General features: G+C 62.4%; 23 protein-coding genes. 6 read left to right on the forward strand and 17 right to left on the reverse strand.

The genetic code is table 11. The features are described from left to right. Nucleotide 1 precedes the first annotated feature (1 nt). Complete coding sequence (locus L6D80_RS17145) at nucleotides 2-1,114, forward strand: ABC transporter permease (protein ID WP_176513810.1); 1,113 nt, start codon at nucleotides 2-4, stop codon at nucleotides 1,112-1,114. Here L6D80_RS17145 and L6D80_RS17150 read toward each other — a convergent pair whose 3' ends face one another. Further along, the gene (locus L6D80_RS17150) at nucleotides 1,115-1,519 is read right to left on the reverse strand and encodes a flagellar basal body-associated protein FliL (RefSeq protein WP_054902459.1); all 405 of its coding nucleotides are present in this window, start codon (nucleotides 1,517-1,519) and stop codon (nucleotides 1,115-1,117) included. Nucleotides 1,520-1,676: 157 nt separating this feature from the next. On the opposite strand from L6D80_RS17150, the gene L6D80_RS17155 reads away from it, so the two are divergent. After that, the gene (locus L6D80_RS17155; protein ID WP_176513808.1) at nucleotides 1,677-2,654 is read left to right on the forward strand and encodes an NADPH:quinone oxidoreductase family protein; all 978 of its coding nucleotides are present in this window, start codon (nucleotides 1,677-1,679) and stop codon (nucleotides 2,652-2,654) included. 111 nt (nucleotides 2,655-2,765) lie between these two features. Here the strand turns inward: L6D80_RS17155 and L6D80_RS17160 are convergent, their stop codons facing one another. From L6D80_RS17160 to trxA, 5 genes are all read right to left on the reverse strand, one after another. Further along, a complete protein-coding gene (locus L6D80_RS17160; protein ID WP_054902457.1) occupies nucleotides 2,766-3,416 on the reverse strand; it encodes a gamma-glutamylcyclotransferase in 651 nt (216 codons plus the stop codon). Nucleotides 3,417-3,663: 247 nt separating this feature from the next. Continuing rightward, complete coding sequence (locus tag L6D80_RS17165; protein ID WP_054902456.1) at nucleotides 3,664-4,632, reverse strand: CDP-6-deoxy-delta-3,4-glucoseen reductase; 969 nt, start codon at nucleotides 4,630-4,632, stop codon at nucleotides 3,664-3,666. Beyond that, the gene (ubiD, locus tag L6D80_RS17170; RefSeq protein WP_054902455.1) at nucleotides 4,632-6,098 is read right to left on the reverse strand and encodes a 4-hydroxy-3-polyprenylbenzoate decarboxylase; all 1,467 of its coding nucleotides are present in this window, start codon (nucleotides 6,096-6,098) and stop codon (nucleotides 4,632-4,634) included. Before ubiD ends, L6D80_RS17165 begins: the two co-directional genes overlap by 1 nt. Before the next feature lie 203 nt (nucleotides 6,099-6,301). Further along, on the reverse strand, nucleotides 6,302-7,561 hold the full coding sequence (gene rho, locus L6D80_RS17175; protein WP_003253661.1) for a transcription termination factor Rho: 1,260 nt from the start codon (nucleotides 7,559-7,561) through the stop codon (nucleotides 6,302-6,304). Nucleotides 7,562-7,789: 228 nt separating this feature from the next. Further along, nucleotides 7,790-8,119 (reverse strand): thioredoxin TrxA, encoded by a 330-nt coding sequence (trxA, locus tag L6D80_RS17180; protein WP_009684153.1) that lies wholly within the window; start codon nucleotides 8,117-8,119, stop codon nucleotides 7,790-7,792. 243 nt (nucleotides 8,120-8,362) lie between these two features. Here trxA and ppx point away from each other — a divergent pair, with 243 nt between their 5' ends. After that, nucleotides 8,363-9,865, forward strand: a complete 1,503-nt coding sequence (gene ppx, locus L6D80_RS17185; RefSeq protein WP_054902454.1) for an exopolyphosphatase — start codon at nucleotides 8,363-8,365, stop codon at nucleotides 9,863-9,865. Here the strand turns inward: ppx and ppk1 are convergent. Continuing rightward, on the reverse strand, nucleotides 9,852-12,089 hold the full coding sequence (gene ppk1 / locus L6D80_RS17190; RefSeq protein ID WP_176513806.1) for a polyphosphate kinase 1: 2,238 nt from the start codon (nucleotides 12,087-12,089) through the stop codon (nucleotides 9,852-9,854). The two genes, ppx and ppk1, sit on opposite strands and share 14 nt — an antisense overlap. Before the next feature lie 216 nt (nucleotides 12,090-12,305). On the opposite strand from ppk1, the gene L6D80_RS17195 reads away from it, so the two are divergent. Both L6D80_RS17195 and elbB read left to right on the forward strand, forming a co-directional pair. After that, a complete protein-coding gene (locus L6D80_RS17195; RefSeq protein ID WP_054902501.1) occupies nucleotides 12,306-12,950 on the forward strand; it encodes a DedA family protein in 645 nt (214 codons plus the stop codon). 259 nt (nucleotides 12,951-13,209) lie between these two features. Then, on the forward strand, nucleotides 13,210-13,875 hold the full coding sequence (elbB, locus tag L6D80_RS17200; RefSeq protein WP_054902452.1) for an isoprenoid biosynthesis glyoxalase ElbB: 666 nt from the start codon (nucleotides 13,210-13,212) through the stop codon (nucleotides 13,873-13,875). On the opposite strand, the gene L6D80_RS17205 is transcribed toward elbB, so the two are convergent. The 9 genes from L6D80_RS17205 to L6D80_RS17245 form a co-directional block, all read right to left on the reverse strand. Beyond that, complete coding sequence (locus tag L6D80_RS17205) at nucleotides 13,876-14,328, reverse strand: YaiI/YqxD family protein (RefSeq protein WP_054902451.1); 453 nt, start codon at nucleotides 14,326-14,328, stop codon at nucleotides 13,876-13,878. Between the two features lie 123 nt (nucleotides 14,329-14,451). After that, nucleotides 14,452-16,377, reverse strand: a complete 1,926-nt coding sequence (locus L6D80_RS17210; protein WP_176513804.1) for an FTR1 family protein — start codon at nucleotides 16,375-16,377, stop codon at nucleotides 14,452-14,454. 300 nt (nucleotides 16,378-16,677) lie between these two features. Beyond that, a complete protein-coding gene (locus L6D80_RS17215) occupies nucleotides 16,678-17,649 on the reverse strand; it encodes an RHS repeat-associated core domain-containing protein (protein ID WP_176513802.1) in 972 nt (323 codons plus the stop codon). 150 nt (nucleotides 17,650-17,799) lie between these two features. After that, the gene (locus tag L6D80_RS17220; RefSeq protein ID WP_176513800.1) at nucleotides 17,800-19,218 is read right to left on the reverse strand and encodes an efflux transporter outer membrane subunit; all 1,419 of its coding nucleotides are present in this window, start codon (nucleotides 19,216-19,218) and stop codon (nucleotides 17,800-17,802) included. Continuing rightward, entirely contained in the window at nucleotides 19,215-20,090 is an 876-nt protein-coding gene (locus L6D80_RS17225) for an efflux RND transporter periplasmic adaptor subunit (protein WP_054902447.1), read from the reverse strand. The genes L6D80_RS17220 and L6D80_RS17225 overlap by 4 nt, the downstream gene beginning before the upstream one ends. Further along, a complete protein-coding gene (locus L6D80_RS17230; protein ID WP_054902446.1) occupies nucleotides 20,087-20,299 on the reverse strand; it encodes a DUF1656 domain-containing protein in 213 nt (70 codons plus the stop codon). Before L6D80_RS17230 ends, L6D80_RS17225 begins: the two co-directional genes overlap by 4 nt. Beyond that, a complete protein-coding gene (locus L6D80_RS17235; protein ID WP_054902445.1) occupies nucleotides 20,296-22,383 on the reverse strand; it encodes an FUSC family protein in 2,088 nt (695 codons plus the stop codon). The genes L6D80_RS17230 and L6D80_RS17235 overlap by 4 nt, the downstream gene beginning before the upstream one ends. Continuing rightward, a complete protein-coding gene (locus L6D80_RS17240; RefSeq protein WP_176513798.1) occupies nucleotides 22,380-22,832 on the reverse strand; it encodes a MarR family winged helix-turn-helix transcriptional regulator in 453 nt (150 codons plus the stop codon). The genes L6D80_RS17235 and L6D80_RS17240 overlap by 4 nt, the downstream gene beginning before the upstream one ends. A 151-nt stretch (nucleotides 22,833-22,983) precedes the next feature. Then, the gene (locus L6D80_RS17245) at nucleotides 22,984-23,778 is read right to left on the reverse strand and encodes a tetratricopeptide repeat protein (RefSeq protein ID WP_176513796.1); all 795 of its coding nucleotides are present in this window, start codon (nucleotides 23,776-23,778) and stop codon (nucleotides 22,984-22,986) included. A 206-nt stretch (nucleotides 23,779-23,984) separates the two neighbouring features. On the opposite strand from L6D80_RS17245, the gene L6D80_RS17250 reads away from it, so the two are divergent. Next, nucleotides 23,985-24,542, forward strand: a complete 558-nt coding sequence (locus tag L6D80_RS17250; RefSeq protein ID WP_054902442.1) for a WYL domain-containing protein — start codon at nucleotides 23,985-23,987, stop codon at nucleotides 24,540-24,542. A 51-nt stretch (nucleotides 24,543-24,593) separates the two neighbouring features. Here the strand turns inward: L6D80_RS17250 and L6D80_RS17255 are convergent, their stop codons facing one another. Further along, nucleotides 24,594-25,457, reverse strand: a complete 864-nt coding sequence (locus L6D80_RS17255; protein WP_054902441.1) for an ABC transporter permease — start codon at nucleotides 25,455-25,457, stop codon at nucleotides 24,594-24,596. Between the last annotated feature and the right edge of the window lie 6 nt (nucleotides 25,458-25,463).

Here is a 25,463-nt window from a genome sequence, read left to right on the forward strand (position 1 = left end):
CATGTCGCGCCTGAACCACACCTTGCGCCTGGGCCTGAAAGAACTGACCAGCCTGCGTCATGACAGTGTGCTGCTGCTGTTTCTGCTGTACGCCTTCAGCGTGGCGATCTACATGCCTGCGGCGGGCTCGGTGATCGGCGTGCACAACGCCAGCGTCGCCGTGGTGGATGAAGACCACAGCCAGCTTTCGCGCAAACTCACCGAGTCGCTTCAGCCACCGGAATTTCAGCCTGCGGTCCCCCTGCCCCCAGACCGCCTGGACCAGGCAATGGACAGTGGCCAGTACACCTTCGTGATCAATGTGCCGGTTAATTTCCAGAGCGACCTGCTGGCCGGGCGCTCGCCGGAGTTGCAGGTCAATGTCGATGCCACGGCCATGAGCCAGGCATTCATGGGGGCCGGCTACATTGGCCGGATCGTTGAACGTGAGCTGCTCGACTATGCCCAGCGCTCCACGGCGCAGGCCCCGGTCCTGATCAACCCCAAGGCACTGTTCAACCCCAATCTGGAGGGCGGCTGGTTTCTGGCCGTGATCCAGATCGTCAACAACATCACGATCCTGGCGATCGTGCTCACGGGCACCGCGTTATTGCGTGAACGCGAACATGGCACGCTCGATCACCTGCTGGTGCTGCCGCTGAGCGCGCTGGAAATCATGCTGGCGAAAATCGCCAGCAACGCGCTGGTGGTGGTGATCTGCACCTGGATTTCGCTCATCGTCGTGGTCAAGGGCGCCCTGGGTGTACCGCTGGCCGGGTCCATGGGGCTGTTCCTGGCTGTGACCGCACTGTACCTGTTTGCCAGTACCGCGCTGGGGATCTTCCTCGCCACCTTGGCGCGTTCGACGCCTCAATTCGGCCTGCTGGCGATCCCGGTCATCATCCCGATGCTGTTGCTGTCAGGCGGCAGCACACCGCTGGACAGCATGCCGCAGTGGCTGCAATGGGTGATGCAGGCCTCGCCGTCGACGCATTTCGTCAGCCTCGGCGCCGCAATTTTATTCCGCGACGCCGGGTTTGCAGTGGTGTGGCCAGACATCCTGGCCCTGGCCGTGATCGGCCTGGTGTTCTTCAGCGTGGCGCTGGCGCGTTTTCGTCGCAGCCTCGCCTCCTGATCACTGCACGATCAGGTTGTTGAACAGCAGGTCCTCGACGATCGGCTTGCCCTCTTCCGACTCCATCACTTGCTGCACCTGCTTCAGCGCTTCCTGGCGCAGTTTTTCCTTGGCGTCGACGTTGCTGAGGTTATCCACACCCTGCTGGGTGAACAGCGCCACCAGCTGGTTGCGAATAAGCGGCTCGTGGTGCTTTACCGCCGCTGCCGCAGCGTCACCGGTCACGCGCAGGGCCACATCGGCCTTGTATACGCGCAGCCTCGGGCCACCGTCGAGCGCATAGTTACCAACGAAAGGCGGGCTCAGGCTGATGTAGGAGACCTTTTGCCCCCCGTCCTTGGCTTCCTCGGCCATCGCCGCCGCAGGCAGCATCAGGGCCAGCAACATCAAGATCCACGCTTTCACGAATTCGCTCCTCAATACAATTGGCGCCAGCTTACCCAGCACGCCGCTCAAACCCAAGCCCAGGCTTATGCCGGCCCATCAGGGTGGGCCATGCTCGTTGACCCGGCAGGCGACCCTCCTAAACTTATCGGCCACTACACGCAAAGGAATAGCCCCGATGAAAGCTGTGTTGTGCAAGACCCTAGGCCCGGCACGCGACCTGGTGCTGGAAGAGGTGGCCAGCCCGGTGCCGAAGAAGAATGAGATTCTGCTCGAGGTCCAGGCAGCCGGGGTCAACTTCCCCGATACCTTGATCATCGAAGGCAAATACCAGTTCCAGCCGCCGCTACCGTTTTCGCCGGGTGCAGAGGCCGCCGGTGTAGTAGCTGCTGTCGGCGAAAAGGCGGGAGCGTTCAAGGTGGGCGACCGGGTGATGGCCCTGACCGGCTGGGGCGCGTTCGCCGAACAGGTTGCCGTACCGCACTACAACGTGCTGCCCATCCCCAGCAGCATGGATTTCACCACCGCAGCCGCCTTCGGCATGACCTATGGCACGTCCATGCACGCACTCAAACAGCGCGGCCAGTTGCAGCCTGGAGAAACGCTGCTGGTACTGGGTGCCTCAGGTGGTGTTGGCCTGGCCGCAGTGGAAATTGGCAAGGCCATGGGCGCTAGAGTGATCGCCGCTGCCAGCAGCGCCGAAAAGCTGGCGGTGGCCAAGGCTGCGGGCGCGGACGAGCTGATCGACTACAGCCAAGCCAGCCTCAAGGACGAAATCAAGCGCCTGACGGGCGGCCAGGGCGTGAACGTGATCTACGACCCGGTCGGCGGCGAACTGTTCGAACAGGCCGTGCGCGGTCTGGCGTGGAATGGCCGGCTGCTGGTCGTGGGCTTTGCCAGCGGGGCCATACCGCAGGTGGCGGCGAACCTGTTGCTGCTCAAGGGCGCTGCGGTGCTGGGGGTATTCTGGGGGGCGTTCACCCAGCGTCAGCCGGAGGATAACGCAGCTAACTTCAGGCAGCTGTTTGCCTGGCACGCGCAGGGCAAACTGAAGCCGCTGGTGTCGAAAACGTATCCACTGGCCGAGGCGGGGACAGCGATCGAGCAATTGGGCCAGCGCAGAGCCGTGGGCAAACTGGTGGTGCTGGCGAGGTAAGGCACCGTAACCGGGCTGCGTGCATGGCCTGTTCACGCCCACAGGTACTCCTGGCGGGGTGCCTGTGGGGTCAGCTTTATCCACAAAGGGTCGGCAATGCCAAGGGCCGACTCAGACCTCACGCAGGTTATGGCAGCGCCTGAACCGTGCTTCCAGGTTGCGATCCGGCATCTGGTGCGTGCGCAGCGCATTCAAGGTCTGCTCGACATAGTCGCGCGTGGTGCCATAACGCCCTTTGGCGCTGGCCAGGATCTGGCTCAGCAATGTGTCCGGCAGGTTGCCTGCATAGCACGGCAGATGCCGTTCCAGCACGAAACCAAGCGCCTGTACTTTGCTGCCATCACCCAACCGGCAACTCAGCCAATGCGGTCGATAGGCCGGGTACGGCATCTCCCGCTGCCACAGGGCCATGAGCGAGTCATCGAGGTTGCTCTCATCCAGGCGGTAGGCGAACCCACTGCAGGAGCCACCACGGTCCAGGCCAAACACCAGCCCTGGGGTTTCCGGTGTGCCCCGGTGCTCGTGCGACCACAAGTAAAGCCCACGGTGATAGCCATGCACACGGGCACGTTGGCGTTCCACAGAGTTGCACTCCGGGCGCCAGATCAACGAACCATAGGCAAACAACCAAACGGGCCCACCCTCATGACGCGACATCGTCATTTGCATGGAGTTGAACAGTTGCTCGTGTGTCAGTTGCTGACCGAAGTCGAGTGATGGAGGATAAGCAACTTCCCAGGATAGACTTTCAAGTGCCGACATAAGCTGCCGCCATTATTCCCTGTGAACTACGGATGATGCGAGAGCCGCTTGCTGGCAGGGGCTGCGCCGCCGCGGGCCCTGCGCATGCACTAACCTTAGGATAGAAAGTGGCCAATGCTCAACCCCTCGCGCCTAAGTTTCACGCAAACTTCCGACGATTGGGGGAGATTATTCCGAACACAGTGAAAGTTATTGGCCAAGGCGGTAACAATTACCGCCTTATACCCACTCGCTGAAACTTCGGTTATTAACCGCGGGGGGCGTAGGCGAACACATCGGCGCGCATGCGGTGGGGATCCATACCGGCCTCCACCAGGGCGTCGAGCGTGGCATAGACCATGTTCGGCGAACCACTGGCATAGACATGCGCCGCATTGAGGTCTTTCACGTCCTCGCAAACCGCCTCGTGCAGCATGCCGCAACGGCCCTCCCAGCCGCACAGGTCGCTGACCACCTTGTGCAGGAACAGATTGGGCAGGTGCTCCCATGCGTCCCAGTGCTCTATGGTGTAGAAGTCTTCAGGGCGGCGTACCCCCCAGTACAGGTGCACCGGATGCTTGAAACCCTGGGCACGGCAGTGTTCGACCAGGCTATGCATCTGGCCCATGCCTGTGCCGGCAGCTATCAGCACCAGCGGGCCATCAGGCAACTCGGCCAGGTGAGTGTCACCGAACGGCATTTCGATATGCGCCATGCCGTTGCGTTGCAATTGCGCCAGCAACTGCTGTGCACTCTCTTCACGCACCAGCACGTGCAGCTCCAGATCACGCCCGGAATGAGGGGCCGAGGCCAGCGAAAACGCGGCCGGCTTGCCGCCGTCGCGGTCGATCATCAAATACTGCCCGGCGTGATAGCGTGGCGGCTTGCCCGCTGGCGCGCGCAGGCGCACCCGCCAAACGTCGCCACCGACTTCGACGCACTCGCTGACGGTGCAGGCCAGTTTGCGCACCGGCAACTCGCCCGGGGCCAACACACCATCCCAGAGCAAAACGCAGTCCTCCAGCGGCTCGGCGATGCACGTGAACAGCTCGCCATGATCGCGAACCTCACCGTCCTGACGCACGCGCCCTTCGACCAACAACGCGGCGCAGACATGGCAATTGCCATTGCGGCAGCTGTTCGGGCAGTCATAGCCCAGCCGCCGTGCTCCATCCAGGATCCGTTCCCCGGGTTCGAGCGCCAGCACCGCCCCGGACGGCTGCAACGTTACCTGCATCAATCTATTCCCAACTGGTCCCACAGCTCATCGATACGGCGGGTGACGGCCTCGTCCTTGACGATGACCCGCCCCCATTCGCGTGTAGTCTCGCCCGGCCACTTGTGGGTGGCATCCAGGCCCATCTTCGACCCTAGCCCCGATACCGGCGACGCGAAGTCCAGGTAGTCGATCGGGGTGTTGTCGATCATCACCGTATCACGCTTGGGGTCCATGCGCGTGGTGATGGCCCAGATCACGTCGTTCCAGTCGCGGGCGTTGATATCGTCGTCGGTGACGATAACGAACTTGGTGTACATGAACTGTCGCAGGAACGACCACACACCCAGCATCACGCGCTTGGCGTGCCCTGGGTACTGCTTTTTCATGGTCACCACCGCCATGCGGTACGAGCAGCCTTCCGGCGGCAGGTAGAAATCGACGATTTCCGGGAATTGCTTTTGCAGGATCGGCACGAACACTTCGTTCAGCGCCACACCGAGGATCGCCGGCTCATCGGGCGGCCGCCCGGTGTAGGTGCTGTGGTAGATCGGTTTTTGCCGGTGGGTGATGCGCTCGACGGTGAACACCGGGAAGCTGTCCACTTCGTTGTAGTAGCCGGTGTGGTCGCCGTAGGGCCCCTCCGGCGCCATCTCGCCTGGGTGGATCACACCTTCGAGAATGATTTCGGCGGTGGCGGGTACCTGCAGGTTGCTGCCACGGCACTTCACCAGCTCGGTACGGTTACCGCGCAGCAACCCGGCAAAGGCGTATTCGGACAACGTATCCGGCACCGGTGTGACGGCACCCAAAATGGTGGCCGGGTCTGCGCCCAGGGCCACGGCGACCGGGAACGGCTGGCCCGGGTGCTTCTCGCACCACTCGCGATAATCCAGCGCACCGCCACGGTGGCTCAGCCAGCGCATGATGACCTTGTTGCGACCGATCACCTGCTGGCGGTAGATGCCGAGGTTCTGGCGGTCCTTGTTAGGGCCGCGAGTGACAGTCAGGCCCCAGGTGATCAACGGTGCCACGTCGCCTGGCCAGCAGTGCTGAATCGGTAACTGGCCCAGGTCGACGTCATCACCCTCGACGACCACTTCCTGGCACACCGCATCCTTGACCACCTTAGGCGCCATCGACACGACTTTCTTGAAGATAGGTAGCTTGGACCAGGCATCCTTCAAGCCTTTCGGCGGCTCCGGCTCCTTGAGGAAGGCCAGCAACTTGCCGATCTCGCGCAACTCATCGACCGACTCGGCGCCCATGCCCATGGCCACCCGCTCCGGGGTGCCGAACAGGTTGCCCAGTACCGGTATGTCGAAGCCCGTGGGCTTTTCGAACAGCAGCGCAGGGCCTTTGGCGCGCAGGGTGCGGTCGCAGACCTCGGTCATTTCCAGGACAGGGGAGATCGGAACCTGGATGCGCTTGAGTTCGCCGCGCTGCTCCAGGCCGCGGATGAAGTCGCGCAAATCGCGATACTGCATGCATGAGCCTCGTATTGGCCGTATCGGTCGGGGTGCAGAGTGTAGCGCCGAACGGCGTTCAATGGCCAAAAATGACTTGGGGCCGCTTCGCGCCCCATCCCTTGCAAACCAGCTCCCACACGGATCGCAGAGGACCAATGGGAGCCGGCTTGCCGGCGATGGGCTGCGAAGCAGCCCCAATCATTACTTACCGATCTAACCGCTTACTTGCGCTTCATCGACAGGAAGAACTCGTCGTTGGTCTTGGTCTGCTTGAGCTTGTCGACCAGGAACTCGATGGCGGCAATCTCGTCCATCGGGTGCAGCAGCTTGCGCAGGATCCACATGCGTTGCAGTTCGTCGTCGGCGGTCAGCAGCTCTTCACGGCGGGTACCGGAGCGGTTGATGTTGATCGCGGGGAACACACGCTTCTCGGCAATGCGACGGTCCAGCGGCAGCTCCATGTTGCCGGTGCCCTTGAACTCTTCGTAGATGACTTCGTCCATCTTCGAACCGGTTTCGACCAGCGCGGTAGCGATGATGGTCAGCGAACCGCCTTCTTCGATGTTACGCGCAGCGCCGAAGAAGCGCTTTGGCTTCTCGAGTGCATGGGCGTCGACACCACCGGTCAGGACCTTGCCGGAGCTCGGGATCACGGTGTTGTAGGCACGCGCCAGACGGGTGATGGAGTCGAGCAGGATGACCACATCCTTCTTGTGCTCAACCAGGCGCTTGGCCTTCTCGATCACCATCTCGGCAACCTGCACGTGACGGGTCGGCGGCTCGTCGAAGGTCGAGGCGACCACTTCGCCGCGCACGGTGCGCTGCATTTCGGTCACTTCTTCCGGGCGTTCGTCGATCAGCAGAACGATCAGGTGGCACTCGGGGTTGTTGCGGGTGATGTTGGCCGCGATGTTCTGCAGCATGATCGTTTTACCCGCTTTCGGCGGAGCGACGATCAGGCCACGCTGGCCCTTGCCGATCGGGGCGCAGAGGTCGATGACGCGGCCGGTAAGGTCTTCGGTGGAGCCGTTGCCGGCTTCCATCTTCAGGCGCTTGTTGGGGAACAGCGGCGTCAGGTTTTCGAACAGGATCTTGTTCTTCGCGTTTTCCGGGCGATCGAAGTTGATCGTGTCGACCTTCAGCAGGGCGAAGTAACGCTCCCCTTCCTTCGGCGGGCGGATCTTGCCGACGATGGTGTCGCCGGTACGCAGGTTGAAGCGGCGGATCTGGCTGGGCGAGACGTAGATGTCGTCAGGGCCGGCCAGGTAGGACGCATCAGCCGAACGCAGGAAACCGAAACCATCCTGGAGAATCTCCAGCACGCCGTCACCCGAGATCTCTTCGCCGCTTTTCGCGTGTTTCTTCAACAGGGCAAAAATCACGTCCTGCTTGCGCGAACGGGCCATGTTTTCGATGCCCATCTGTTCGGCCATTTCCAGCAGATCGGTAATCGGCTTTTGCTTGAGTTCAGTCAGGTTCATAAGGGGAGTGACGTAATCATGTAAGAAGGGAGAATTAAGCTTCTGGCTTAATGAAGCCGCGCCGCTAGATGGCGACAGGATCGCGTACTGATTCGAATTAGGGATGCGTCGGCGACGGCGTGCAGAGGGCACTGAAGAAGCAGTGCGAGGCCGAATGTAACACTTGCTTTTTTCGGCGTCTAGTGGATTGAAAAAGAAAAACCCCGGAATTTCCGGGGCTTTTTCACATCACAGGTGGGCGTCGAGGAACGCGGCCAACTGCGATTTGGACAGTGCGCCAACCTTGGTGGCCTCGACATTGCCGTTCTTGAACAGCATCAGGGTCGGGATACCACGCACGCCGTGCTTGGCCGGGGTTTCCTGGTTGTCGTCGATGTTCAGCTTGGCGACGGTCAGTTTGCCCTCGTAAGTGGAAGCGATGTCGTCCAGAACCGGAGCGATCATCTTGCATGGGCCGCACCATTCAGCCCAGTAGTCGACCAGCACCGGGCCTTGGGCTTGCAGGACTTCGGCCTCGAAGGTGGCGTCGGTGACGTGTTTGATCAGATCGCTGCTCATGGATATCTCCAGGGTCGTAAGCAAAAAACGTGGCCCATCATAGCCGCACCCACGCCCTACAGGAAGCCACGGGCGATTGAGTGTAACTATAGTTGTGCAAGACACCACGAATCGAAACTGTCATACAAGTGTCATAGCATCAAATGGCACATTGCCTTGCATCAAGCCTTGGCGTGCCGTGCGTTGGCGACAGCCTGCTAACGTGGCACGATTGCCAGGTTACCGACCGAGAACACTCAGATCATGCCGCATACCTCCGCGAAGAACCTGTCTCTGATCGCCGCCATAGACCTTGGCTCCAACAGTTTTCACATGGTCGTGGCCAAGGCTCACCACACTGAGATCCGCATTCTCGAGCGGCTCGGTGAAAAGGTTCAGCTGGCCGCCGGCATCGACGAAGACCGCAAGCTCAGTGAAGAAGCCATGGAGCGAGGCCTGGAATGCCTCAAGCGCTTTGCCCAACTGATCAACGGCATGCCGGCCGGCTCCGTGCGCATCGTGGGCACCAACGCCCTGCGTGAAGCGCGCAACCGCAACGACTTCATCCAGCGTGCCGAGGCCATCCTCGGTCACCCGGTCGAGGTCATTTCCGGCCGTGAAGAGGCCCGCCTGATCTACCTGGGCGTGTCCCATACGCTGGCCGACACTCCTGGCAAACGCCTGGTAGCCGACATCGGCGGCGGCAGCACCGAGTTCATCATCGGCCAACGCTTCGAGCCGCTGCTGCGCGAGAGCCTGCAGATGGGCTGCGTGAGCTTTACCCAGCGCTATTTCCGCGACGGCAAGATCACCCCGGCCCGCTATGCCCAGGCCTACACCGCCGCGCGCCTGGAACTGATGAGCATCGAGAATGCCCTGCACCGCCTGACCTGGGATGAAGCCATCGGCTCGTCCGGCACCATCCGCGCCATTGGCGCAGCGATCAAGGCCGGCGGCCTGGGCAATGGCGAGGTCAACGCAGAAGGCCTGGCCTGGGTCAAACGCAAGCTGTTCAAGCTGGGTGAGGTCGACAAGATCGACTTCGACGGCGTCAAGCCTGACCGCCGTACCATCTTCCCGGCTGGCCTGGCGATTCTCGAAGCGATCTTCGACGCGCTGGAACTGCAACGCATGGACCATTGCGACGGCGCGCTGCGTGAAGGCGTGCTGTTCGACCTGCTGGGCCGGCACCACCACGAAGACGTGCGTGAACGCACCCTCAATTCCCTGATGGAGCGTTACCACGTCGACCACGGGCAAGCCGCGCGCGTGGAGCGCAAGGCATTGCACGCCTTTGACCAAGTGGCCAACGCCTGGGACCTTGAAGATGGAAACTGGCGCGACCTGTTGGGATGGTCGGCGAAAATCCACGAAATCGGCCTGGATATCGCCCACTATCACTATCACAAGCACGGTGCGTACCTGATCGAGCACTCCGACCTTTCAGGTTTCTCGCGGGAAGATCAGCAGATGATGGCCCTGCTGGTGCGCGGTCATCGCCGCAACATCCCCAAGGACAAGTTCGCCGAACTGGGCGAGGAAGGGGTCAAGCTGTTGCGTCTGTGCGTACTGCTGCGTTTCGCAATCCTGTTCCATCACATCCGCGGCACCCAGCAGATGCCCAAGGTGCAGCTCAAGGCCGTCGACGACAGCCTGGACGTGGCCTTCCCCGAGGGCTGGCTGGAACAGAACCAGCTGACCCAGGCCGACTTCGCCAACGAGGCGGAGTGGCTGGCCCGGGTCGGCTTCGTCCTCAGCGTACGTTGAGGACCGGGTTGCTCAGGCGCTCCAGCAGGGTCGCCTGGGCACTGCGCGGGTTCTGGTTGCCGGTCGGGCTGCTGCGCACGTAGCGCCCGTCAGGCTGCAGCGTCCAGGCATGGGTGTTGTCGGTCAGGTACGCCTCCAGCTCCTTCTTCACCCGCAGCAACAGCTTCTTGCCTTCGACCGGGAAGCAGGTCTCGACCCGCTTGTCCAGGTTGCGCTCCATCCAGTCGGCACTGGACAGGTAGATTTGTTCTTCGCCGCCATTGAGGAAGTAGAACACCCGCGTGTGCTCCAGGAAGCGGCCGATGATGGAGCGCACCTGGATGTTGTGCGACACACCGGGAATGCCCGGGCGCAGGCAGCACATGCCGCGCACCACCAAGTCGATCTTCACGCCCGACTGGCTGGCCTTGTAGAGGGCCTTGATGACCTTGGCGTCGGTCAGCGAGTTGAACTTGGCAATGATGTGCGCGGGTTTACCTTCGAGGGCAAACTGCGTCTCCCGGGCAATCATGTCGAGCATGCCCTTCTTCAAGGTAAACGGCGCGTGCAGCAGTTTTTTCATGCGCAGCGTCTTGCCCATGCCGATCAGCTGGCTGAACAGTTTGCCGACGTCCTCAGTCAGGGCGTCGTCGGAGGTCAGCAGGCTGTAGTCGGTATACAGGCGGGCGTTGCCGGCGTGATAGTTGCCAGTGCCCAGGTGCGCGTAGCGCACGATCTCACCTTGTTCACGGCGCAGGATCAGCATCATCTTGGCGTGGGTCTTGAAGCCGACCACACCGTAAATTACCACCGCACCGGCAGCCTGCAGGCGGCTGGCCATCTGCAGGTTGGATTCTTCATCGAAGCGCGCCCGCAGCTCGATCACCGCAGTGACTTCCTTGCCGTTACGTGCCGCATCGACCAGGGCATCGACAATTTCCGAGTTGGCGCCGGAACGGTACAGCGTCTGGCGTACGGCGAGCACGTGCGGGTCCTTGGCGGCCTGGCGCAGCAGGTCGATCACTGGCGTGAAGGACTCGAACGGGTGCATCAGCAGGATGTCCTGCTTGCCGATCACGCTGAAGATGTTGTCGGCATTGACCAGCAGCTTGGGGATCGCCGGGGTGAACGGCGTGTATTGCAGTTCCGGGTGGCTGTCCAGGCCGGTGATGCTGAACAGGCGGGTCAGGTTGACCGGGCCATTGACCTGGTACAGCTCGCTCTCGCTCAGGCTGAACTGCTTGAGCAGGTAATCGGACAGGTGTTTCGGGCAGGTGTCGGCCACCTCCAGGCGCACTGCATCGCCGTAGCGGCGCGAGAACAGTTCGCCGCGCAAGGCGCGGGCAAGGTCATCGACCTCTTCGGAATCCAGCGCCAGGTCGGCGTTACGGGTCAGGCGGAACTGATAGCAACCCTTGACCTTCATGCCTTGGAACAGGTCGTCGGCATGGGCATGGATCATCGACGACAGGAACACGTAGTTGTCGCCTGGGCCGCCAACATCTTCCGGCACGCGAATGACCCGTGGCAGCAGGCGCGGCGCGGGAATGATCGCCAGGCCCGAGTCGCGGCCGAAGGCGTCGACACCTTCGAGCTCGACGATGAAGTTCAGGCTCTTGTTCACCAGCAGCGGGAATGGGTGGGTCGGGTCGAGGCCGATCGGGGTGATGATCGGCGCGATCTCGTCGCGGAAATAGCGGCGCACCCAGGTCTTGAGCTTCGGCGTCCAGTAGCGGCGACGGATGAAGCGGATGGCGTGTTTTTCCAGCTCAGGCAGCAGCACATCATTGAGGATCGCGTACTGGCGCTCTACTTCGATATGCACCAGCTCGCTGATGCGCGCCAGCGCCTGATGCGGCTGCAGGCCATCGGCGCCGGCCTGTTCACGGGCAAAATTGATCTGCTTCTTCAGGCCCGCCACGCGGATCTCGAAGAATTCATCCAGGTTGCTGGAGAAGATCAGCAGGAACTTCAGGCGCTCGAGCAGTGGATAGGACTCATCCAGCGCCTGCTCCAGCACGCGTATGTTGAACTGCAACTGCGACAGCTCGCGATGAATGTACAGGCTGCTGTCGTCCAGGCTTGGAATGGCGATGGCCGGTGCCGGCGCGGCCGCAGGGGCTGGCGTGGCAGCCTCTACCACCGGTTCCGGGGCTGCAGGCAAGTCTGGTGGGGTCTGCACAATCTCTTCAGGGACGGCCTGGGCGTCCTTGATCGCGACAGGGGTGAGCACTTCATTATTCATCTGGACGTTCCTGGAGGACGTTAACGCCCTATCATCAATTGAGCGGGACGATAAGCGGCCATTATGACGCCTGTGTTACACCCGCAGGCAACCCTACGACTTGTGGCCGCAGGCATTGTCCTCGTAGGAATTGTTCACGTCGAGACACATTTGGACACTTTCACGAATGCGCGCGAAGGGGTAGGCTGCGCGTTCATTTCGCCAGCACCTCAGAAAATGCTTCAACAATTCCTGCAGGATTTCGGCTACTTTGCCCTTTTTCTAGGCACCTTCTTCGAAGGCGAGACCATCCTGGTGCTTGCAGGATTTCTTGCGTTTCGCGGGTACATGGACATCAGCCTGGTGGTTATCGTGGCGTTCTTCGGCAGCTATGCCGGCGACCAGTTGTGGTACTTCATGGGCCGCCGCCACGGGCGCAAGATCCTTGCGCGCAAACCCCGCTGGCAAGCCATGGGCGACCGCGCCCTGGAGCATATTCGTCGCCATCCCGACATCTGGGTGCTGAGCTTCCGCTTCGTTTACGGCCTGCGCACGGTAATGCCCGTGGCCATCGGCCTGTCCGGTTACCCGCCACGCCGTTATCTGCTGCTCAACGGCATCGGCGCAGCCATCTGGGCGCTTGCCCTTGGCGCTGCCGCATACCACTTCGGCGCAATCCTCGAAGGTATGCTGGGCAACGTTAAGAAGTATGAGCTATGGGTGCTCGGTGCCCTGCTGTTGCTGGGTGTCCTGCTGTGGTTGCGCCGCCGCTTCCGCACGCTGCGCGCGGAGCGCAAGGCGGCGGCACAGGGCCAAGGCCCAGAGGCTGAAACGGCTGTCAGCCACGAGCGGGAACCAGACAAAGGGCGCGATCAACGCTAAACCGAACGCGCCGGCCGTAGAGCGCTGGCACGTTCGACAGCGGGCGCCCACTCCAGGTGTACGGCCGCGCGCTGTTCTTCCAGCGCCCCCAACACCAGACGATCCCAGATAATGAACACGCCGCCGTCGTTACGATCCAAGTAGGCAGGATTCTAAGCAGGGTGGACGCCGTGGCTAGGTGCTGGGTCCAGGCCCCTTCGAGCCAGCCACGTCTGCCAAACTAGAGGACAGTTAGCGCCTCGAAACTGGAGTAATGAGCATGACAAAAAAAGTAGCGGTGATTCTTTCCGGCTGTGGCGTGTATGACGGTGCCGAAATCCATGAAAGCGTGATCACCCTGCTGCGCCTCGATCAGCGCGGCGCGCAGGTACAGTGCTTTGCGCCGAACATCGCGCAGATGCATGTGATCAATCACCTGACCGGCGAGCCGATGCCGGAGTCGCGCAATGTGCTGGTGGAATCGGCGCGTATCGCGCGTGGCGACGTGAAAGATATCCGTGAAGCCAAGGTCGAGGACTTCGATGCGCTGATCGTGCCGGGCGGTTTTGGCGCGGCCAAGAACCTGTCCAACTTTGCCGTGGAAGGCACCGAGTGCACCGTGCAACCAGACGTACTGGCCCTGGCCGAAGCCTTTGCCGAAGCCTGCAAACCGGTCGGCCTGATCTGCATCTCGCCGGCCCTCGCGGCAAAAATCTACGGGCCAGGCGTGCTGTGCACTATCGGTAACGATGCCGATACGGCGGCGGCAGTGGTCAAGATGGGTGGCACCCACCAGGAATGCGATGTGCATGACATCGTCGAAGATACCCAGCGCAAGCTGGTGACCACCCCGGCATACATGGTGGCCAAGTCGATCAGCGAGGCGGCTGGCGGGATCTACAAGCTGGTGGACCGCGTGTTGGAACTGGCCCACGAGGGTGACTGATCAGCCCTTGCTCAGGCGGGTCAGAATACGGTCCAGCGCATTGGCGAACGCCTGCTTCTCGCGTTCGCCATAAGGCGCCTGCCCGCCGCCAACCTGCCCCTGCTCACGTAGCTCAGTGAACAGGTTGCGCACTGCAAGCCGGTCACCCATGTTGCGTTCGTCGAACTCACGCCCGCGCGGGTCCAGTGCTGCGACGCCTTTCTTGATCAGCCGGTCGGCCAACGGTACGTCGCTGCAGATCACCAGTTCGCCGGGCAAAGCATGCTCGACCAGGTAGTCGTCGGCAGCGTCCATGCCGCTAGGCACCACGATCAACCGCACCACGGCGAAGGCGGGCTTGGCCACGGCCTGGCCGGCCACCATGATCACCTCAAGCTTGCGCTTGAGGGCGAATTTGACGATCAGGTCCTTGGCTGCCTTGGGGCAGGCGTCGGCGTCGATCCATATGCGCATGTAGCAATCTCTTCTGTCAGAGCCGGCCTCTTCGCGGGACAAGCCCGCTCCCACAGGAACACCTCTGAGCCTAAGGCCTGTGGGAGCGGGCTTGCCCCGCGAAGAGGCCAGCAGCATCAACACCTAAACGGCAGCCCGGCGCTTCTCAGCCAGACGACTACGCCCATAGAGCACCAAAATAGCCAGCAACGCCACCGCCTGTGCCGCCAGCGAGTACGCATCGGCATGAATTCCCAGCCAGTCGAACTCGAAGAACGCCACCGGCCGCGTGCCCAGCACACCCGCTTCCTGCAGCGCCTTCACGCCATGCCCGGCGAACACCACCGAGAGCGCGCACAGCAAGGCTGCGTTAATGCTAAAGAACAGCGACAGCGGCAATTTGGCCGAACCGCGCAAAATCACCCAGGCCAGGCCGACCAGCAGCACCAGTGCGGTGGCACCCCCGGCCAGTACCGCCTGGTGCCCTGCCGGGCCAGCCTGCAGCCACAGGGTTTCATAGAACAGGATCACTTCAAACAGCTCGCGGTACACCGAGAAGAACGCCAGCATGGCAAAGCCGAAGCGCCCGCCGCCGCTGACCAGGCTGCTCTTGATGTAATCCTGCCAGGCGGCTGCATGGCGACGGTCGTGCATCCACACGCCAAGCCACAGCACCATCACGGCAGCGAACAACGCCGTGCAACCCTCAAGCAGCTCTCGTTGGGCGCCACCGACGTCGATCACATAGGCCGCCAGGGCCCAGGTGCCGAAGCCGGCGACCAGCGCGAGCGCCCAACCGATGTTGACGCTGCGCACCGCCGATTGCTGGCCGGTGTTGCGCAGGAAGGCCAGGATCGCAGCCAGTACCAGAATCGCCTCAAGGCCTTCGCGCAACAGGATCAGCAGGCCGGAGATGTAACTCAACGACCAGCTCAGGCCATCGCTGCCCAGCAACTTGGAGGCTTGATCAAGCTTGACCTTGGCTTCGGCCAGGCGCTGTTCGGCCTGGGCGACCGGCAAGCCGTCCTGCAGTGACTGGCGGTAGGCCATCAAGGACTTTTCGGTGTCCTTGCGCGCCTGGGTGTCGATGTTGTCCAGCGAGCTTTCCACCAGCTCGAAGCCTTCCAGGTAGGCGGCTACCGAGAGGTCGTAGGCCTGGTCGTGGTCGCCTGCGCGGTAGGCGGCCAGGCTCTTGTCCAGGGTGCTGGCGGTGTAATCGAGCAACTGCGCCGGGCCACGTTTGACCTGCGGCGGCTGGGCACGCTGGGCGCGGAATGCCTCCACGGCGCCAGGGCCTTCGTTGGCGGCGACTTCTGCCGGGGTCTGGCGGGCCAGGTCGGCCAGGTTCCAGGTCTTGTCACCCTTTGCAGCCTGCGGGTCGGCGGTGAAACTGGCGATGTAGGCGGCCACGTCCCAGCGTTGGCGTTCATCGAGCTGGTCGGCGAACGACGGCATTTCAGTGCCATCGATGCCCAGGTTCAGGGTGTTGTAGAGGTCGAACAGGCTCAGTTGGTCGAGGCGTTCAGTGTTGCGCAGGTTGGCCGGGGCGGGTTCCAGACCGACGCCCGCCGGGCCATCGCCGGCCCCTGTGTCGCCGTGGCAGATCGAGCAGTTTTGCGTGTACAGCGAGGCGCCACGGGCCGGGTCCGGGGTAATCACCGGCGCCTGGCTGACCTCATAGGCCACAGCCAGACGTGCGCCCAGCTGTCGGGCCTGCTTGGCCACCGCGGCACCGTCCTGGCGCTGGTCGATGGCCTGGCGCAAGGCTTGTACGCCCTGCTCAAGGGCGTTTTGCTCCGCGTTTGCCGGCAGGCCTTTGACCAGATCGGCCAACACCGCGCTGAACTCCTGCTGCTCACGGTATTCGCCGTCGTCGATCACCTTGCCGTCACGTACGGTCGGCGGGTAGTCCGCGCCGATGTAATCGAGCAGGTGCAGGGCCTTGCCGGCCTCGGCAGGGGATTCGGCCAGCGCCAAGGTGCTGCACAGCGCCAGCAAAGGCCACAACAGCCAGGCAAGACGGAAACGGGTATTCATGGGCAATCTCGAAGGGAATGCGAAAGAGAACATTGTTCACTTCCACTCAGCTTCGCTCAAGGTTTGCGGGCGGATTTCATGAAAAATCTTGAGACAAAAACCCGGCGCGGGCTCCGCCCTCGATCGCCGGTGGGCTTGCTCCCCCAGTATTTTTTTACAGGCTTCAAGGGGGCGCTGTACTTGTGGGAGCCGGCTTGCCGGCGATGGGCGGCGCAGGCCTGAGGGCTATCCAATAGACGCCGCAGGATAATTCGACACAGAATCAGAACTGAAGCATTTTTTATATTCGGAAAACTCTTACAATTTCAGGCGTTAGGGAATATGTAGCGCAGGCTACGCATGCCCTCCTACCTGGCGAATGATCACGGTTTTATCTTGCACCTGAAAATGAACACGTTGACCTCCACTGAGGCGGAACTGATAAATCCCTGAGCGTTTATCAAAGACTTTGTAGTCGCTATCACCCAAACTCAATGCTGCGTCCCGAGGCGACAATCCCTCATTGTGAATCGCGTTTTGAAACTTGTCGAATTTTTCCTGCTCCACTTTTGTCAACACCGCTAAGTTCTTCCGCACCTCAACCTTGTCTAATTTCCAACCTTTATTTTCTTCTGAGATAGCGTTAAAAAATACAGCGTTTCTCGAACTGTGCCGGTCGCTTATGCCGGGAGTCGAAGGCGTCGAGAGGGGCGATGATAATGACGAATTGGAGGTACTCGAAATAGATCGATTCATCGCAGGTTTCGCAGGTTTCCTCGAACCAGGCGCCTGCTGCGAATTGGGAGGCATAATCAATGTTTCCGGCCTGTTCTTCGGTTCGGGCAATAATCGCCTAGGCATATGCCCGGTTGGATCACTGAAATTGACAGGGTCACCGGAGACATACGCATAGCAGTTGATCCCTCCCTGATCAAAGGGGCTCAACACATCCTGACTTAAGAATCGCATCAGCGCCGGGCTGTAACCACGAGCGCCGTTACCTAGCAGATACCAACCCGTGAGGGCTTCACGTGGTTGCCCGTTGAATCCAGGCAAGATGGGTGATTGAGGAAAGCTAAAACCATAAGGGCTGTAGCTAAGCGTTTCATGGCGCACTGCAGTCGCACCGCCCATAACCGTACGCATCGGGCCTGATAATAAAAGTGTGCTGCCTGACACCTCCCCAGCTCCGATTTGCGCAAGGTCCCCCGCTTCAGCCTTAACTATCGAACTCGCAGCACGCGCTCCCATCACCGTCACGAGCTCAGTGTTCCGGTAGAATCTTTTTTGAGAATAAACAGATTTCCCGCTCGGTGTAGCGCCCATAAAGACCTCACACGCACTCCACAATCTTGAACGAAGCGTGACAGAACCGTGCGAGCGGGAAAACTGACAAAAATATCAGTTGCAGGGCATTACGAATAACACCTTATATCGGCCTGCCCCGCCGACAGGCATCCAGCGACCCGGGCAATCTCAAGGCTTGGCGGCATCCTTCCAGCCGCCACCCAACGCCAGGAACACCCCAATCTGCCCCATGGCCACCTGGCTATTGGCCGCCGCCAGCTGCGCACGCATGTCGGTGTACGTCCGCGTCGCCTGCAGGTCCGCCAGGAACGACTCACGCCCTGCCTGGTAATACCGGTGCGTCTGGTCCGCCGCTTCCTTGGCCGACTTCTCCGCCTCGGCCAGCGCATCGCGCCGGTCGAGCAGGGCGCTGTACTGGGCCAGGCGGGTCTGGGTCTCGCGAATGGCGTTCAGCACCACACCGTCGAAATGCGCCAGTGCCGCCTGTGTCGAGGCTTCGGCCATGCGAATGCGGGCGCGGGTGCCGTTGGTAGGGATGGTCCAGCTGATCTGCGGGCCGAAGCCCCAGCGGTTAGTCGAGGGTTCGCCGAGGTTTTCGAGGATACCGATGGTGCCGACCTGGGCGCCAAAGCTCACGTCCGGGTAGAGCGCGCCCGTGGCCACACCAATAGTCGCGGTGGCCGCTGCCAGTTGGCGTTCGGCCTGGCGCACATCCGGGCGGCGCTTGAGCAGCGCAGTGCCATCGCCAACCGGGACCAGTTGGTTCAGGTGCGGCAGCTCGGCGCAATCGGCGGTGCCGGCAGGTAGCTGATCCAGCGGCTTGGCCAGCAGCGCTGCCAGGGTGTACATGCCGGTCTCTCGTTCGGCCTTGAATCTGGGCAGTTCGGCGCGCAGGGACTTGAACTGGGTCTGCGAGCGGGTGACCTGGGTTTCATCGCCACGGCCGGCATCACGTAGGCGCTGGTTGAGCTGCACGCTCTGCTCCTGCAGGTCGAGCGACTCGCGGGCGATGTGGTATTCCTCGTTGGCCGAGCAGACCTGGGTGTAGGCCTTGACCACATCCGCCACCAGGGTGATGCGCGCAGTATCGGCGGCAGCCTGTACGGCGTCGGCATTGGCCTTGGCCGCTTCGGTGCCGCGCTTGAAGGTGCCCCACAGGTCGAACTGGTAGGAGGCGCTGATGATCGCTTCGCCGATGTTGGCCACCGGAACCTTCTCGGGCAGCAGGAAGGCCTCGCCGGACTCCTGCAAACGTTGCGCGCCTGCTTTGATGCCGCCGTTGAAACCACCCTGCGACTCGGCCACTTCGACCTGGGCACGGGCCTTGGCGATGTTGGCCGCCGCCACGCGCAGCTCGGTGTTGGCGCTCAGCGCCTGGCGTACCAGTTCGTTGAGGCGCTGATCCTGATACAGCTGCCACCAGTCCTCGGGCACCGGCGCCGACACCACGCTGTCAGCATCCTGGCGCAGCGGACCGTTGAGGTCGCTGCGCTGCACGGCTGCGTCCTTGGGCACTTCATAGTCCGGGCCGACCATCATGCAGGCACCCAGCGACAGGCAGAAACCCGCCAGGATCAGCTGTTTCATGGATGCTGACCCTCGATGATCGACACCGTGGCCGTCCGCCCGGCGATCATGCGGAAATCTGCCGGTACTTCATCGAAGGCGATGCGCACCGGGATCCGCTGCGCCAGGCGCACCCAGCTGAACGCTGGGTTGACGTTGGGCAGCAGGTTGGCGCCACTGCTGCGGTCGCGGTCCTCGATACCGGCGGCAAAGCTCTGCACATGGCCGCGCAGGCGGGTGTTGTCGCCCATCACGCGGATGTCCACCGCATCGCCGATATGGATGCCACCCAGCTTGGTCTCTTCGAAGTAGCCATCGACGTGGTACGAGGCGCTGTCGACCACCGACAGCACCGCACGGCCAGCGGTGACGAATTCATGGTTACGCGGTGCGCGGTCGTTGAGGTAGCCATCTACCGGGCTGCGTACCACCGAACGGTCAAGGTTGAGCTGGGCGGTGTCGACCGCCACCTGGGCCTCGCTGACTGCCGAGCGCGCGCGGGCTTCACGGGACTGGCTTTCCTCCAGTTGCTCGGCCGCCACCAGGTTGCCCAACTTGCGGTTGCGCTGCGCTTCGCGGGAGGCCTGGGCCAGGGTTTCCTGGCGCTCGCCGAGGGTGGCCTTGGCCTGGCGCAGCGCCAGGCTGAAGCGGTCCTGGTCGATGGTAAACAACACGTCACCGCGTTTGACGGTCTGGTTGTCGCGCACCTCGACCTTCTGGATCAGCCCGGACACATCCGGAGCGATCTGGATCACGTCGGCCCGGATATGACCGTCGCGGGTCCAGGGGGCGAACATGTAGTACACCACCATCTGCCATACGAGCACGGCGGCGAAGGTCACTACCAGCAAGGTCAGGACCACACGGCCCAGGGTCAGCAAAGGTTTTTTCATGGCAGCATCAGGCTTCGGCAAAAATGGTCCACCGCGCCAAGCAGCACGGCATACAGGGCAACGTTGAACAGCGCCCGGTGCCAGACCAGGCGGTAGAAATGCAGGCGCACCAGCACCGCGTGCACCCCAAGGAACAGCAGGTAGGTGCAGAACATCATCACCAGCAGCGTGGGCAGGAATACCCCACTGATATCCAGTTCACCGATCACAGGGGCGCTCCGTCGAGGCCGGGGGGCAGTTGCGGTTGCTCGGCCGGTTCAAGCATGACCTCGACACCTGGCAACAGCGCCAGGCGCAGGCCGCTCAGGGCATGCAGCAGGTGGGTGCGGGCGTCACCGCGCTCGTACAGTTCATCCAGGTTAAGCGCCAAGCGGGCGCGCTCCATATTGCGCAGCAGCGCGGCCGGGGCATGCAGGCGTTCGCCCGCGCGCAGGCAGGCCGCGTAGTGGCCGCCGACTTCCTCGATGACCGTTTGCAGGCGCTCGCGGGCCAAGGTGCCTGCGCGTGGCATGTAGGCCAGCAAGTCGAGCAGGTTCAGGCCCACACGCAGGTCGCGCAGCGCCACGCCGCTGTCCTGGCCGGTCTGGGACAGGCGCGGCAGGTGCTGCATCAGGCGGTCGAGCATCTGCACGCCAACCTGGCGGTGTTCGGCCAGCGTGGCCGGCTCGGTCATCTCTACGATGTCGCGCCAGGCGAAACGGGTCATGCGTTTGGCGGCCAGTTCCACGCCGAACGGGCGCATCACCAATGTCCAGATGAATGCGAACAACAGCCCAACCGGGCCGGCCAGGTTGGAGTTGAGGAAGGTGAAGAAGTCGGCGTCGTAGGCGCCCTGGATGCTGATGAAGGTCGAGGTGTTGACGATGGTCAGCAACGTGCCCAGGTAGAAACGCGGCTGCACGGTCAAAGTACCGATGCAAATGAACGGCACCGCGAAGGCCAGTACCAGCATCGGGAAATCGTGCAGGTTGGGCAGTACCAGGAACAGGTACAGGCTGGAGAAGATGACCGACATCAGCGTCCAGAAGAAGAACCGGTAGATCTGCGGCGCGGGGTCGTCCATCGCCGCGAAGAAGCTGCACGACACAGCGGCAAGAATCACCGCGCTGGCGCCGTCGTTCCAGCCCAGGCCAATCCACAGGCCGCAGGCAACGATGATGGCGAGCACGGTAGAGATCACCGAATAGAACATCAGGCCGCGGTCGAAGAACGGCGTCAGGCGGCCCAGGCGCCAGTGGCGGTACACCGCGCGCCAGGGCGTGGGGTCATCGGTGCGCAGGGCGTGTTGCAAGGTGCAGCAGTCCTGCCACAGGTCGGCCCATTCGGTCAGGCGGTAAAGGGCGTTGGACAGCAGCAGCTCGGCACGCTGATCGAGCGCGGCAGCACCAGGCTGCAAGCGGTCGATCTTCTCGTGCAGGGCCGTCCAGCGCGCCACTGAAGCGCTGTCGGCGGTACCCTGAAGCCACTCGCGGGCGGCTTGCAGTACCGGTTGCAACTGGGCGAACTGCAACGGGGCGCGCCCTTGGAGGGCAACCAGGGCATCGTCGAGCGCATCGATCACCGGCAGCAGGTGGATCATCCTGCCGCGCAGTTCGCGGGCGTTCTTGAGGGTGTGAGGGCCAGCACCTTCGTGGCCGAGCTGGCCGATCATCATTTCCAGCGAGTTGAAGGTAGCGACCATCGCACCGCGCATGGCACCCACTTTCTCGGCAGCGACATCGCGGGCCAGGTAGGTGTCGCTGTAGCGGATCGCATCAATGAACCAGTTACCGGTAGCGCCAACCACCACAGGTGCCAGCCGACGCGGCCAGAAGATCGCCCCGACCACCGCCGCGCAGACGATGCCCAGGCAAATCTCCTGGGCACGGGAAGAAGCCACGTCGAACACCGCCAGCGGGTTGTCGACCACGGCCAGGGCGATCATCGGCAGGGTGTAGCCGGCGAGCATCAGCACGTAGTTGTTGGCGGTGCGCAGGTTCAGCGAAAGGTACAGCAGGGTGCCGGTCCACATGGCAATGGCGACCGTCAGCAGCAACGGAGACTGCACCAACGGCGGCACCAGGAAGATCGCCCCGCCAGCACCGAGCAGCGTGCCCACGGCGCGATACAACGCCTTGGAACTGGTGGGCCCGACGAACGGGCTGGAGACGATGTAGACGGTGGCCATCGCCCAGTACGGGCGCGGCAACTGCATCAACAAGGCGATGTACAAGGCGATCATCGACGCAGCGAAGGTACGCACGCCATAGAACCAGTCACGGGCCGGTGGTACCGAGCTGAAAAAGCCGTTCATGCCACCCCGCCTGCGCTACCGAGGCCGGCGGCCTCGAAGGCACGCAATACGCGCAACGTGGCTTGCAGGTCGGCCTCGTCAATGCCTTGAAGCACGTCATGGCGCACACGCACCAGCTCGGCTTCGATAGCCTCAGCCAGGGCGCGCCCTTCGGCGGTCAGGCTCAGGGCCTTGGCGCGGCGGTCCAGTGGGTCCTCGCTGCGGCACACCAGCCCGGCCTTGCACAACTGATCGAGCAGGCGCACCAGGGATGGGCTTTCCAGGCCGGCGGCCTGGGCCACCGCTACCTGATGCACGCCATCGCCCAGGCGCACGATCATCAGCAGCGGTGCAGCGCAGGCTTCGGAAATGCCGTAACCGGTCAAGGCGGTATGGCAGATGCGCCGCCAGTGGCGTGCGGCAACGACCATGCCGCTGCTGACGTGCAGGCGCAGTGAATCAAGCGTCATGAGAGGAACCAAGGATATTCATAGTTTGCTAACTATCAATATACGCCTGGCCCTCCCCCTGTCGTCAACCGGAGGCGACAGAGGGAATGGATAAATTGTTGTTCATTTTGAGGGATTGAGGCTCTCTGCACCGGCCCCATCGCCGGCAAGCTCAGGGCTGGACCTGGTCTTCGAGCTTCATCGCCAACGCCAGTGTGCTGCCCATCTGCACCGCGCGGTCCCGCCAATCGAGGTAGCGTGCGCCGTCCCGCCTGCTGAAATGCACCGCCAGCTCCTCGGCGGCCTGCATCACCCCGGTCGCCGCCGCAAGTTCCAGCCAGTACAGCGCCGCCTTGGTGTCTGCCTCCACATGCAGCCCATGCAATAGCCGGTAGCCCACCTCGAACCGGCACCGCGCCTCGCCCCGTTCGGCGCCACGAAGGAACCACTGGTACGCCTGAGTCAGGTCTACCTGCCAGCCCAGTTCGGTATCACAGACTTCTTCCTCGAGCAGATCACCGAGCGCAGCAGCGGCGTGCAGCATGCCGCGGTCAAAGGCCTGCCGATAACATTGCGCAGCTTGCACGTAGGAGGTATCGATACCTTTGCCGAAGTAATGCTGCTGCCCCAGGTTGAACCAGGCAGCGGCACTGCCCTGCAAAGCGGCCATGCGCAGCAGGTGCCCGGCGAGCACGGTGTCGGCCCGCCAGTACTTGCCATTGAGCCAGATCCAGCCCAGGTCGTTGAGCGCTGCCACATTGCCGGCCAGCGCCTGCTGCCGCAGGTCGACGTACACCGCCTGCAAGTCTGGCGCTTCGTCCAGGCGGCTGACCAGCAGCGACCGCTGGCTCGGCAAGCCCACCCCGGCGAACAGCCGCTGGCGCCTCCCGGCGGGCGTCGGCGCGGCGATGACCTGCTCTGGCAGAAGATGGGCGAGCAGCGAATGGATATTGCTGGCAGCAGACATGTTCATCCTCATTGAACGACCCACAGGCCCGACCGTGGCTGTGATGAGGCGTGATTCTGCGCGACGTCACGTCAAAACCTGTCGCGAACGATTCGACAGCAGGCAACCAAATGGCAGTTCCTTGATCTGAACGGGTCGTGGCTAATTGCCATGACCCACGCTTGCCGCCATCCTGATGCGGCAAGCCTAGACAAGGACGTTATCTTTTGCCGTTCGCCACTACTCGCGCCACCATCAGCCGCCAGTGGGCACTGCTACGCCAGTTGCCCAACCGCTCGCCGGGCATTACCAGTGCCGAACTGGTATGGCGCCTGCGGGATGTGGGCTTCAACGTCAGCAAACGCACCGTGGAGCGCGACCTCAACGAGCTGTCGTTGATTTTTCCGCTGGAGCGCAATGACAAGAGCATCCCATTTGGCTGGCATTGGTCGGCGAATGTCGTCGGGGAGCTGCGTGGGCATTTCGATCTGCAGGGTTTTCTGCGCGGTGAAACGCTACAGCCGGGCCAGGAGGGTGGGCTGGAGCTGCAGGCCTGGGTCAGCGATCAGGTGGCGCGGCAGTTGCGCGATGCGCCCTTGAGCGCAGACATGCAGCTGACCCCGCTGGCGCAGGGGCATCTGCTACAGGCCACGGTCCAAGACGGTGGGGCGTTGCGCTGGTGGGTGTTGAGCCAGGGGGAAGGAGTAAGGGTGGAGCAGCCCGCCGGGTTGCGCAATGAGATCGCCAGGACCCTGAGCAATGCGGCTGCCAAGTATCAGGAGTAGTTGACTGCACCTGTCCTATCGCCGGCTTGTCGGCGATAGGACAGGTGAAGATCAGCGCTGCATCCCCCAGCGCCGCACAGTCAACCGCTCCAGGGTATTGAACACCAACCCCTCGACCAGCAAGCCAATCAGGATCACCACCGCCAGCCCGGCGAACACCTTGTCGGTGTACAACTCGTTACGGTTCTGGAAGATGTACCAGCCCAGCCCGCCCTTGCCACTGCTGGCGCCAAACACCAGTTCGGCCGCGATCAGCGTGCGCCAGGCGAAGGCCCAGCCGATCTTCAGCCCCGACAGGATCGACGGCAACGCCGCCGGCACCAGGATATGCAGCACCAGGCGCAGGCCTTTGAGCCCATAGTTGCGCCCGGCCATGCGCAAGGTTTCCGACACCCCGAGAAAGCCTGCGTAGGTATTGAGCGCCAGCGCCCAGAGCACCGAATGCACCAGCACGAAGATCAGGCTGTTGTCACCGAGGCCGAACCAGAGCAAGGCCAGCGGCAACAGGGCAATTGCCGGCAGCGGGTTGAACATCGAGGTCAGCGTGCCCAGCAGATCGCGCCCAAGTTGGGTCGATACCGCAAGGCTGGTCAGGCCGAAAGCCAGGACGATGCCCATCAGGTAGCCCTTGAGCAGGATCACCAGCGACACGCCGACTTTTGCCGGCAATTCGCCGCTCACCAGGCCGTCCCACAGCGCTGCTGCGGTCTGCAGGAAGGTCGGCAGCAGCAGGTCGTTGCCCTGGTAGCGGGCGATGGCCTCCCACAACGCAGCGATCACCACGAGGATCACCGCCTTGCGCAACCATCCATGCTGCCAAAGGCGCTGAGCCAGTGGCAGGTTGCGCTCCAGAGGCACACTGAGCAGCGGCTCCAGCTGCACCTCGTATTCCTGGCGTACAGGTGTAGTGGTCATGGCTGA

Source organism: Pseudomonas ceruminis, from assembly GCF_021602025.1.
In the GTDB taxonomy this organism is placed as follows: Bacteria; Pseudomonadota; Gammaproteobacteria; order Pseudomonadales; family Pseudomonadaceae; genus Aquipseudomonas; species Aquipseudomonas ceruminis.